Consider the following 12,006-nt stretch of genomic DNA (forward strand, 5'->3'; position numbering starts at 1 on the left):
ATTTTTAATATCAAAACAGTGCACACTTCTTGACATTATGTGTCACTTTTCATAATATGTATTGGTTTTTTTTACTCATCATTATATAATAATACCGAAAGGAGGGGTAAGAATTGTTTTCTATTACTGCAAAATTTAAAGAACACTCTATAAAATTTCGAATTCTTGTCATCGTTCTTCCAGTTGTGATTCTCAGTTATATCATTTTATTATCTTCTTTTTATATGATTTATGTAAAAGAATCCCGTAACAATATTCTTCTGGAACATGAAGAGAATACTCTGTCTATCGCAAAAAATACAGCCAGTTATTTTTCCTCACTGAACTCCAACATTGATCTGCTGCTTTACGGAACAGAAATTCAGTCTCTGATCCATTCCTATGCAGATAAAAAGCTCAGTCCGGAAGAAGTTCAGTCCCAGTGTAACACCCTTTTCTCCACATATCTTTTAGGTGCTCAGTCTAAAATTCAACGGGTTTATATTGTTCTGACCGATAATGGGATCATTTCCAATCAGACTATTTATAATTCCACCCTGGAACAACAGGAGCAAAAACTGGAGCAGCTCAGTGAGTATCTAAAACAACCAAAGGGAACTCTCTGTTATTACTATTCTCCAAAGGAACCTTATACCATCACTGCTGCCAAAAATATTTTTGACATTCAGAAACCGGAAAAGAAGATCGGTATTTTACTGACTGAGATCAATATCCGGTTTATGGAGGATATGATCACGGAGCATCAGGATTCTGAATATAGTTATTATTCCCTTTTTCAAAATAGTGACCTGGTATATACAACTTCCCCCTATGCCCCATCCGTCACAGCCAGCATGAATATGAATTATCACTCCCACAGGGGGAATAGTAATTTTTATGCCATCCGCTATTCTGTAAACGATTTCTTACAAATCGGAGGGCTTCTCAACACAACCGGCGCATTTCATTCGATCAATCGTGTATGGCGTCAGCTACTGGTTATTTCCATATTTTTTCTCTTGATACTGGTTTTCGCTGTTATTCAGATTTCAAGAACCATATCCCAGGAATTTCAGGTTTTTATCACTAAGTTAAAACAAACTTCTGTTGCCGATGAAACCGCCCTGATCCACACAGTTTCCAGCAACGAATTTTCTGAGCTGACAAAGGAATACAACCATATGCTCCTGCGCCTTCAGGAATCCGGAAAGAAGATCACGGAACAACAGATTCTTCTAAAAAACGCAGAGCTGAAAACGCTTCAGGCACAGATCAACCCACATTTTCTTTACAATACCCTGGACTGTATCTCAAGCCTGGCATCTCTTGGAAAAACAGCGCAAATCACAGATATCGTTCCAAAACTGGCTGATATCATGCGAATGAGCATCAAAGGCCCTGATCTTCTTCCTATTTCAGAAGATCTTAATTACGTAAGAGAATATTTGGATATTCAGAAAATGCGTTTCCAGGATCGGCTTCTTTTTCTGATCGAATGTAACGATCCCATGGAAGATCTGTATATCCCAAAACTGATCATACAGCCGGTCGTTGAAAACGCTATCATACATGGTATCAGTGAATCTGTGGAAAATGGCTTTCTTTCTATTCAATTATTTACTTTTAAAGACGATGTACTGATCAAAGTCTATAACACCGGCCCCCTGTTTTCTCACCAGGTAATTGAAAAGATTCACTCTGTATCACAAACTTCTTTTTCCGACCAGAAAAGCATTGGGCTTATAAATATTCAGATGCGGCTACGGTCCCAATTCGGAAATTCCTATGGACTGCTTCTTGAAAATATGGAAGACCGTACTTCTGTATGTGTTACGATCCGTATTCCACAAATACATCAAAGGGAGGACCTGACAAAATGAAAATTCTGATCGTTGATGATGAAAAGATCATCCTGGAAAAACTTAAAATGTATATTTCACAGATTTTTACAGAAAAAGAGAATATTTTTACTTCTGACAATGCAGCAAAAGCACTGGAGATCATATCCTCTCAGCAACCAGATATCATTCTTACGGATATCCGTATGCCAGGAAAAGACGGCCTGTATATTTCTTCTTTCGTGCATAATAATTTTCCAGATAAGATCGTAATACTGATTACCGGTTTTTCTGATTTCAAGTATGCACAGACAGCGATTAAAAACCATGTTTTCGATTATATCCTAAAACCAGTAGACGAAAACGTCCTGAAAGAATCCGTATTGAAAGCTATACATACTATCACCGAACGGAAAAATCAGGCGATCATGCGCAAAAAATATGAATCCTATCTAAAAGAAAATATCAGAAATCTTCAAAAAGATTTTTTTGAACGGTTACTTTTCAGGAACACCACTTCCCTTTCTTCTTCTTTTCATGAAGAAGTCACCATGCTCCGCCTGGATCATATTAAAAGCTATTACCTTTTATACTGCAAATGTTCTACAACAGTTTCAAAAGATCTGGAAAAAGAATATTACTTTACGCATATCGCCGAACATTATCTTCAGGAACAGATTCCGGGAGCTCTTATTTTTTCTTATGGAAACGCTTTGTATTCCTTATGTCCGGACATTGATGAAAAACAACTTACAAAAATAACTAATTTCATACATGGGGAACTAAAAAAGAATCACGTTCTCATGTCCGCAGCCATCAGCAGTCACTCTGAGAATCTGTCTGAAATTCCCCTGCTTCGAAGCCAGACTGTAGAAATTTTTAATACCCTGAAAAATTCCAGTCATTTTGTCATGCTCTACCGTGATCTGGAAACCAACCCCGTTGCTGTCATGTATGAAAAATCCAACTATTTTCAGGTTCTTCTCAATTCCCTGTCTTCCGGTGACAAAACAATGATTCAAAGGCATTTTGATGAGATCTCCCAGTTTTTCACCCGGCAAACTCCTGATGAGTTCAACAGTTTTATGTATAGTTTTATGACTCTTTTTCTTTCTTTTTTTCAGTCAGCTTCCACGGAACTGTCAGATTCGGTACGTCAGATCACCAAAACACAGAAAGAGCTTTTTTCAACCTCCTCACTTCCGGAAAAAAAGACTGAAATATTTCAGGACTGGATGTTTCAGATTGCAGGCCTTCTGAATACTGATAAAATTAATAAAAACAACTACCTGACCAGTCAGCTGATTGAATATATCCGCGCAAATTATGAAAAACCTCTGAGCCTATACAGTATCGCCGATGAATTTAACCGAAGTACTCCTTATATCAGCAGACTGATCAAACAGACAACCGGCAAAAATTTTACGGATCTTCTTACCGATCTGCGTATCCAGAAAGCTAAAGAATTGCTGAAAACTTCTTCCTATCACGTAAATGAGATATCCCACATGGTAGGATATCCCAATTTTCGTTACTTCAGCCGTATTTTCAAGCAGCAAACTGGTATGACTCCCAATGATTATCGGAAGATTTCCTGCCGTTTTCACTGAATTTTTATACTGCTTCCCACACCATCCCCACCACATTTTTTGGTGACGATGATCTTATTTTCGATCCGTTCCTTCAATTCTGACACATGTGAGATAATTCCTACCAGACGTTTTCCGTCGGCCAGACTTGTCAGGGCTTTCAGGGCCTGTTCCAGGGATTCCTCATCCAAGGATCCGAATCCTTCATCTACAAACATGGAATCCAGCCGGATTCCCCCTGCGCAGGCCTGGATCTCATCAGACAGGCCCAGTGCAAGGGACAGAGATGCCTGGAAGGATTCCCCACCGGACAATGTCTTTACACTTCGTTCTGTTCCGTTATAGTGATCTATGACATTCAGATCGAGACCTGCTTTTTCTTTCTGATTTTTGCTCTGCTCCTGGCGTTTCAGTTCGTACTGACCGCTACTCATGGTCATAAGACGGAGATTGGCTCTTCGCAGGATCCGGTCAAAATATGCCATCTGGATATAAGTTTCCAGCTCGATCTTTGCCTTTCCGTTCAGTTTTCCATTGGCTGTATCCGAAAGATTTTTCATCCAGACATATTCTTTTTCCGCCGCAGTCATTTCCGTCTGACGTACCTGCACTTTATGATATATTTCCTCATTTCCCTTCTGAACAGAAAAAAGTGCTTTTCGTTTTTCCGAAAGCTGTGTTTTCTCTTCCCTAAAACGGCTGTACTGCTCTCTGAGCGCATCCTCATCTACTTCTCCGATTTCTTTTTTCTGCTCCTCAAAGTTTTTTACAACCGCTGTTATTCTTTCCTTTTCCGCCCGGATCTCCTGTAATTTCTGTTGAGCTCTTCTGCTGCTTTCTTTCAGCTCTTCATACAGCTTCCTCTGTGTTTTTATTTCCTGTTCCAGAGATTCTTTTCCACCTTCTCCGATCTCTTCGTTCAGCTCATCCACTTTCTGTGCTTTATTCTTCCTCTCTGTTTCCAGACGTACGATGTCCTGTGCAGCTTCATTGATAACTCTTCCCAGTTCTTTCAGAGTCTTTTCTCTTTCTATGATCAGCTTCTCAAGATCCTGTTTCTGTTTTGCTTCTTTTTCCTTTCCCTGAACTTTTTCTGACAGGCAGCTGAGCATATCCTGTATCTGTCTTTCAAATCCTGCAGCTGTGTTGTCCGTCACTTCTCCATTTCCTGACACCAGACTTTTCTGAATCAGTTTTCGGATCTCTTCTGCTGTTATCTGCTGCTGCTTTTTGTTTTCCACGTCTCTTGTCTGAAGACCGGCCTGTTTTCTGTCACATTGATTTTTCTCTTCCTGTAACTGAACGATCTCTGTTTCCAGCTTTTCGATCCACGTTTCTGTTTCGTTCTTCTTTTTTTTACGTTCTATTGCTATGCGAATCTCTTCCTCGCTGTCTGCCAGCTGCTTTTCACATTGGTCCTGTTTTTCTTTCAGCAAAGGGATCAGCTTTTTCCATTCCGTCTCATGTAAAAGCTCTTGTGCCTCCCTCTGGATCTGATGCCATAATGTTTTCTGGCGTTCTTTTCGTTTTCCTGCTTCCACACTCTGCGTATTTGCGTCATTCTCCAGTCTGTCCAGTTTTTGTTTCTCTCTGTCCAGGATTTCCTGATCCACAACCTGTCCTTTGGGAAGTATTCCCGGACGCGGATGCTCGAAAGAACCACATACCGGGCATGGGCAACCCTCTTTCAGTTCCTGCGCCAGGAGCCCTGCCTGCGCGTCCAGAAAACTCTGAAACAGTTTCTGGTAAACTTCTCTCTGCTTTTGTACTTTTTCAATGGAAATCTTATATTTTTCCTGCTGCTCTTTCGTGGCATTATAAGCCCCTTGAAACTCCTTAACCAGAGCAATCAGTCCTTCTAATTCTTTCTTTTTCCGAAGCCCTTCTGTCTTTTTCGTCTCTGCCTTCTGAAGTTCCAGCTCCGCGCTGTCCAACAGCGCCTTGTCTTTCTTTTGCTGCTCCAGCTCTTCCTTCTGCTGCGTTTCTTTCCGGATGATTTCTTCCTGCCATCCATCTATCTGTTTCTGTTCTTTTTTGATCTCTTCTTCCGTCAGCAGACAGCTGTCATAGCTTCGTTTTTCACTGTCCAGTTTATCGTACTCAAACTTGTATTTTTGTAGTTCTTCTCCTGCATCTGCCAGTATTGAAAGGCGTTTTTTTTCTTCCTCATCTTTTTTCTGCAAAAGCTGCTCTTCGGAAATATCCTTCTCTTTTTTTTCACTGACTGTTTCAAGCTTTCCTTCGATTGTTTCCAGCTCTTTTTTCAGCTTTTCCAGCTCCTGATATTTTTTCAGCTTTTCTTCTTTTTCACGGATCCTGATTCCAAGCTCTTCACATCTGTGATCTGCATCTTTATATTTTTCCGCCACTTCTACTGCAAGCTGTAGAAGTGGTGTTAATTCTTCCAGATCTTTTTCCGCTTTTTTCTTTTTCAGCTCCAGATTTCGTTTCTGAGCCACAAGATTTTGTGCCTCTTCTGATTTTCGTATATCCTGATTAAGCGAGTCTTCTTTTTCCCGGAGCTCTTTTTCCTGTGCTTCACCATATTCCAGAAACTGCTTCAGAAGTTCCAGACTCCGCTCCAGTTTTCCCTCGAATTTTATCTTTTTCAGTTCGTCAAATTCCTCTGCCTCCTGCCATGAAGCAGTCTCCGTTTTCACTCCATCCAAATACTGGGCAATACTGCGGCGCATTTCATCATATTCCTTATATCTGGCTATTGACGCATCCTTAAGTTTCATCTGAATCTGCTGATAAAGTCCTGTGTGAAAGAGCTGTCGGAAGATCTCTCCTCTCTGTGTAGTTCCTGCCAGAAGTAATTTCTGGAAATCCCCTTGGGCGATCATTGCGATCTGTGTGAACTGATCATAACTCAGTCCCAGAAGCTGTTCCACTGCCGCAGTAACATCTTTTGCCTTTGTCACCGGCTGACGTTCATCCGGATAGATCAGCTGTGCTTCAGCTTTTCTAAGAGTCTGTCCGGTGCCTCTTTTTTTCGGAGCCATATATTCCGGACTCCGGCGCACGTGATAATTTTTCCCCTGATAGGAAAAAACAAGCTCCACAAAGGTCTCTGTGGAAGGCTCTGCATATTTGCTCCGAAACATGGCCGGATCTCTTACCTCTCCACTGGCTCTTCCATATAACGCAAAGGTGATCGCATCAAAGATCGTAGTTTTTCCCGCTCCGGTGTCACCGGTGATCAGGTAGAGACCGCCCTCTCCAAGCTTTGAAAAATCAATCTCTGTTTTGTCTGCATAGGGCCCGAAGGCACTGATGGTCAGTTTTTCCGGTCTCATTGTTTCACCTCCTGGATCTTACGGATCAGATCTTCGGAATATTTCCGCTGTTCTTCATTCATGGGCTGGTTATTCTGCAGTTCAAAAAATTCCTCAAAATATTCCAGCTCGGATTTCCTTTTCACCGTTTCTGTACCTGCGATCTCCTGGTTTTCTCTTGTGCGTCGGTTATCATATTCCAGCCTCATCAGATTCGGATAAACAGTACGGAGCTTCTGCATTCCATCTACGATATCTTCTTCATCTGTCAGCGTGATCTGCACATAATCCTCTGTGTTTGTGTCCTGATAACTGGACAGTGATGTGATCTCCATGTATGTGCCTTTCAGTTTTCGCATATCCCGAAGAGGCTTCAGCGGAATCTCCCTGATCCTGAGATTTCCTTTTTCCAAAAGCTCCACAACTGTCACAGATTTCTGCTGTCCTGCCTCGGAAAAAGAATATTTCAAAGGAGTTCCGCAGTAGCGGATGTGCTCGCTTCCCACATTCTGAGGACTGTGGATATGGCCAAGTGCCACATAGTCAAAATCCCGGAACACATCTGCCTCCACCTGGTCGATACCTCCAACGGAGATCTCTTCAGAATCGCAGCGCATGGCACCGACCACAAACTGATGGGCGATCAATACATTGCGATAACGTTTATCAATCTCCATATGTGCAACTGCCGCCTGCACTGCCTCCTGGTAGGTACGGATCTCATCCACCTCTTCTTCTCCTTCCAGTCCGTGCCTCACAGTTGCCGGACGCACAAATGGAAGCAGATGGATCCAAACTTCTCCATAGCTGTCCGTTAAACAGTACTTTTCTGTTTTTCCATCGTATACCGGGGACATACAGATCCCGCTGCTGCTCATGATCTGTGAACCGAAAGCGATCCTTTCCGCACTGTCATGATTTCCGCTGATGGCATACACCGGGAGCTTCCGCTTTGCAAGCCTGGTAAGAAACCGGTCAAAAAGCTGCACTGCCTCCGCCGAAGGAACCGGTCTGTCATAAAGATCACCGGCGAGAAGGATCCCATCCGGTGCTTCTTCATCAATGATCCTCAGGATTTCATTCAAAATATATTTCTGATCTTCGATCATGGAAAACTCATTGACACGTTTTCCTAGGTGAAGGTCTGATAAATGGATCAGTTTCATCGATCACCTCCTGCGCTCACCCAGCCTCCGAACAGTTCCGGTGCAAGGTCGATCTCACAGGCATCCAGCACATCTTTTAGCTGTGAAGGATTGCTGACACCGGTTACAGGCACAGTCTGGAATGGCTGATTGAAAAAGTATGCCAAAGACAGGGCCTGCAGGCTGTGGCCGGTTTCTTTCTGCAACTTTAACAGCTTCTGATAGGTGCGAAAGTTTGTCTCGTTCCAGTAGGATCTTTTCATACTTTCTGAAAGACCTGTGATCTGTGTTTCCTTCTCCCGCATCCAGGATGCATCCACCTCTGCATCTGTACAGGAAAGCCCCATTTTCTGAAGTTTTGAAAAAAATCCCATTGCAGTGGAAGAAAACGGAACGGCAGCAGCGCCTGTCTCACAGTGCCACTGATATTCTTCTCTGGAAAACTCCACAAGTGTAGGATCCGGATTTGTATTTCCTCCGGGATTGATTCCTGCAAGACTCCACTGATTGGATACTGCTGTGATCCCTGAAAGATTTCGTTCCCTCAGACATTGAGCAATTTCTTTCAGCCTCTCTGTGCGGTAATTGGAAAATCCATAATAACGGATCCGGCCTTCTTTTTTCAATTCTTCCAGAATATCCACGATTTCCTCCGCCGGTTTCTCCGGATCATCTCTGTGAAGCCAGTAAAAATCCATCTCATCTTTTCCCAGTGTGCGGCAGCTCTCATCCAGGTCCATGCGGATATCTTCTTTGTTCACTCTGCTGCGGCTCGGATCCTCAAAGGAATAGTGCGCGCCCTTCGTTGCCACAATAACTTTTCCCTGCATGCCACTCTCTTTCAGCCATTTTCCTATGATCTGCTCACTGCAGTTTCCATGTCCTTTTAGCCATTTGCAATAGACATTTGCCGTATCAATAAAATTTCCACCTGCGCGTACAAATGCGTTCAGAATCTCAAAGCTTTTTTCCAGGTCTGATTTATCTCCAAATCCTGCTGTTCCGAGGCAAATAGAACTGATGTTCAGATCTGTATTGTTCAGCTGTATATATTTCATCTACGTAACCTCCCGTATTCATATATATCTTTTTCTATTATAACTTTTTTCCGTAGATCCGAACAGTATATTTCCCAACTATCCATATACCACGGCACAAAAAAATCCTCCGGCACATGCATGCCGGAGGATTTGATATTCCGTTATCTTAACAATATGATTTATTTGTAAAGTGGTCCATAGTTCTTGCAAGCGCGGAAGTCTGCACCCTCTTTTTCCATACCGAATGCGTTCCAAGCTGCCGGACGATAGATATCCTTCTCAGGAACGTTGTGCATGGATACCGGGATTCTCAGCATAGAGCACATTGTGATCAGGTCTGCACCGATGTGTCCGTAGGAAATCGCACCGTGGTTAGCACCCCAGTTGTTCATTACATCGTAAGCTGTTTTGAACGGTCCCTCTTTGCCATCGCATCTTGGAGCGAACCATGTACATGGCCATGTGTAGTCTGTACGTTTCCAGAGCTTGTCAGATACCTCTTCCGGAAGGGCTACTGTCCATCCCTCTGCGATCTGAAGAACCGGTCCAAGTCCTTTTACAAGATTCAGACGGATCATAGTTGCAGGCATCTGAGCACGTGTTTCATAACGGCTGGAGTATCCGCCTCCACGGAAGTATCCGTTGTCGGCCATACACCACTCTGTATTGTCCATGATTGCTTTCTGGTCTGCCTCTGTAACATCCCACCACTGTTTCATAACTGGTGTTCCGTCAGCCTCTTTAGCCTGTCCGTTAGCATCCAGGCAAGCAGCACCGGAGTTGATCAGATGAAGGAATCCGCCAGCTTCTTTGGCAACACCCTCAAGGTCATATCCTGTAGCTTTCTTAACTGCCTCCGGGCTCCAGTATGTACGAACATCAGCGAAGATCTGAGCACGTCCTGTAAGAAGTTTCATGAACAGCATTCCAAGTCCGTTGAGAACGTCGTTCTCTGTAGCAAGGATGTACGGCTCACGAGCGCCATTCCAGTCGAAGGATGTGTTCAGCATAGCCTCTGCGAAGTCACCGTTCGGATAGAAGTCTGTCCACTGTCTCTGGCCCTGGAATCCAGCTGCAAGAGCATTGTGTCCGATCGCTTCCTCGGAGAATTCCGGAGCAAGATTATCACAGCCGTTCATCAGCTCTTTGATGATAACTGCCATCTTAACAACAAACTCGAACTGCTCCTCTTTCTTCTCTGGTGAGAACTGAAGCTCTTCCGGGTTCTTGTCCCAACCGATCTTGCAGGTCTCTTTTGCCCATTTGAGAGCTTTCTCAAACTCTTCGTGATCGTAGATACCCTCTGTCATACGACGGATGATCTCTACCTCATCAACAGACTCAACTCTCATTCCGAGATAGGACTCGATGAAATCAGAATCGATGATAGATCCGCCGATACCCATTGTTACAGAACCGATCTGCAGGTAGGATTTACCTCTCATGGATGCAGCTGCAACTGCTGCACGACCGAATCTTAACAGTTTCTCTTTAACGTCTTCCGGAATGGATGTGTCGTCAGCTTCCTGAACGTCATGTCCGTAGATACCGAATGCCGGAAGGCCCTTCTGTGCATGTGTAGCAAGAACGGATGCCAGATATACAGCACCAGGTCTCTCTGTTCCGTTGAATCCCCATACAGCCTTGATGGTCTGTGGATCCATATCCATGGTCTCAGCTCCGTAGCACCAGCATGGTGTAACTGTAAGAGTGATATCTACACCCTCTTTACGGAATTTATCCGCACATGCAGCGCTCTCACCAACACGTCCGATGGTGGTATCAGCAATAACAACTTTTACAGGCTCACCATTTGAATATTTCAGGTTCTCCTCGAAAAGCTTTGCTGCGGATTTGGCCATGTTCATAGTCTGATCTTCCAGAGATCCTCTTACATCGAGGGCTCCTCTACGTCCGTCGATGGTTGGTCTGATACCGATAACCGGATAGCTGCCTACTAATCTGCTCTTTGCCATAGTAACAATTACCTCCTAAATTTATATTCACTATTATAACTTACAGTTTTTTCACGTTCTGACAACTCCTGTCCGAACTATGCTTTTATTATACGATTGCATCTTTTAAATTACTTGTGTTATAATAGCAAAAAACAGTACAATATTCACTTTTTCATATGAGTTCCTAAAAAATCTATAAAATTTAAGAAAGAAGGGTTGTATTTTGCACGATCTTGGAAGAAATGAGGACAGACTTCGAGGTACCTATGAATTTCCTTTTGAATTCCACCACATTGACAGCAGCCATCCACGCTATGTCATGTCCTACCACTGGCATGTAGAATGTGAAATCATGCGTGTATTACAGGGCACTCTCACCGTCACTTTAGACGAAAAAAGTTTTACAGCAAAAGCCGGAGATGTGATTTTTGTCAATAGTGGAGTTCTGCATTCCGGAATTCCTCAGGATTGTATCTATCAGTGCATTGTTTTTGATATGAACATGTTTCTGAAATTTAATTCCGTCTGCACAGAATATATGCAGAAGATCAGCCACCAGGAGCTGCTGATCTATCACCATTTCACCGAAAAGCAGCCTGATATCCAGAGAGCGGTGAACTCTCTTTTTGATTCTTTCTGGCAGAGGAAGCCAGGATATGAGCTGGTTGTGTTTGGACAATTTTACCACTTTTTCGGATTGGTTTTTGGTAATCATTACTACCTGGAAAGCCTGCGGAAAACCAGACGAGATTACAAGCGCATTGTCCAGCTGAAGCAGGTCGTGGAATTTATTGAAAAGAACTATGCCAGCCCCATTACCCTGCAGGAGCTTTCCGCTTCGGTTTCCATGTCTCCCAAATATTTCTGCCGGTTCTTTTCCGAGATGACGCATCAGACACCAATGGATTACCTCAACCGCCAGAGGATCGAGCAGGCCTGCTGCCAGCTGGCTACCACCGATGATTCCATCACAGAGATTGCCTATCGGAATGGCTTTAATGATCTGAGCTATTTTATCCGTACCTTCAAAAAGTACAAGGGGATCACCCCCGGCAAATATAAAAGACGCTGAAATATTTTTCCACGTCTTAATGGCACATATCAGAGTATTACATGACAAAAAGCAGGATCTCGCACATATTGCGGATATCCTGCTTTTTGAGGAATTGGGCTGTTTTA

General features: G+C 43.2%; 7 protein-coding genes. 3 read left to right on the forward strand and 4 right to left on the reverse strand.

Going from position 1 to position 12,006, the window contains the following annotated elements; all coding sequences use genetic code 11:
- Positions 1-113 precede the first annotated feature (113 nt).
- Positions 114-1,859, forward strand: coding sequence for a sensor histidine kinase (locus BLP57_RS06055; protein WP_092070120.1), 1,746 nt, complete (start codon positions 114-116; stop codon positions 1,857-1,859).
- Positions 1,856-3,427 (forward strand): response regulator transcription factor, encoded by a 1,572-nt coding sequence (locus BLP57_RS06065; protein WP_118368601.1) that lies wholly within the window; start codon positions 1,856-1,858, stop codon positions 3,425-3,427. The genes BLP57_RS06055 and BLP57_RS06065 overlap by 4 nt, the downstream gene beginning before the upstream one ends.
- Here BLP57_RS06065 and BLP57_RS06070 read toward each other — a convergent pair.
- The 4 genes from BLP57_RS06070 to BLP57_RS06085 form a co-directional block, all read right to left on the reverse strand.
- On the reverse strand, positions 3,421-6,705 hold the full coding sequence (locus BLP57_RS06070) for an SbcC/MukB-like Walker B domain-containing protein (protein ID WP_092070123.1): 3,285 nt from the start codon (positions 6,703-6,705) through the stop codon (positions 3,421-3,423). The two genes, BLP57_RS06065 and BLP57_RS06070, sit on opposite strands and share 7 nt — an antisense overlap.
- Positions 6,702-7,850: an exonuclease SbcCD subunit D gene (locus BLP57_RS06075; RefSeq protein WP_015525939.1), complete on the reverse strand. Its 1,149-nt coding sequence runs from the start codon at positions 7,848-7,850 to the stop codon at positions 6,702-6,704. Before BLP57_RS06075 ends, BLP57_RS06070 begins: the two co-directional genes overlap by 4 nt.
- On the reverse strand, positions 7,847-8,887 hold the full coding sequence (locus tag BLP57_RS06080) for an aldo/keto reductase (protein WP_092070126.1): 1,041 nt from the start codon (positions 8,885-8,887) through the stop codon (positions 7,847-7,849). The genes BLP57_RS06075 and BLP57_RS06080 overlap by 4 nt, the downstream gene beginning before the upstream one ends.
- Positions 8,888-9,048: 161 nt before the next feature.
- Positions 9,049-10,845, reverse strand: a complete 1,797-nt coding sequence (locus BLP57_RS06085) for an L-fucose isomerase (protein WP_015525941.1) — start codon at positions 10,843-10,845, stop codon at positions 9,049-9,051.
- A 205-nt stretch (positions 10,846-11,050) separates the two neighbouring features.
- Between BLP57_RS06085 and BLP57_RS06090 the strand changes: the two genes are divergently transcribed.
- Positions 11,051-11,899, forward strand: coding sequence for an AraC family transcriptional regulator (locus BLP57_RS06090; protein ID WP_021651531.1), 849 nt, complete (start codon positions 11,051-11,053; stop codon positions 11,897-11,899).
- The last annotated feature ends 107 nt before the right edge of the window (positions 11,900-12,006 follow it).

Source organism: Blautia sp. SF-50, assembly GCF_900101315.1.
GTDB lineage: Bacteria > Bacillota > Clostridia > Lachnospirales > Lachnospiraceae > Blautia_A > Blautia_A fusiformis.

Bases quoted from the DNA above. Each gene is read 5' to 3' on its own strand.
- BLP57_RS06070 (WP_092070123.1), bottom strand. From the start codon at position 6,705: ATGAGACCGGAAAAACTGACCATCAGTGCCTTCGGGCCCTATGCAGAC.
- BLP57_RS06080 (WP_092070126.1), bottom strand. From the start codon at position 8,887: ATGAAATATATACAGCTGAACAATACAGATCTGAACATCAGTTCTATT.
- BLP57_RS06065 (WP_118368601.1), top strand. From the start codon at position 1,856: ATGAAAATTCTGATCGTTGATGATGAAAAGATCATCCTGGAAAAACTT.
- BLP57_RS06075 (WP_015525939.1), bottom strand. From the start codon at position 7,850: ATGAAACTGATCCATTTATCAGACCTTCACCTAGGAAAACGTGTCAAT.
- BLP57_RS06085 (WP_015525941.1), bottom strand. From the start codon at position 10,845: ATGGCAAAGAGCAGATTAGTAGGCAGCTATCCGGTTATCGGTATCAGA.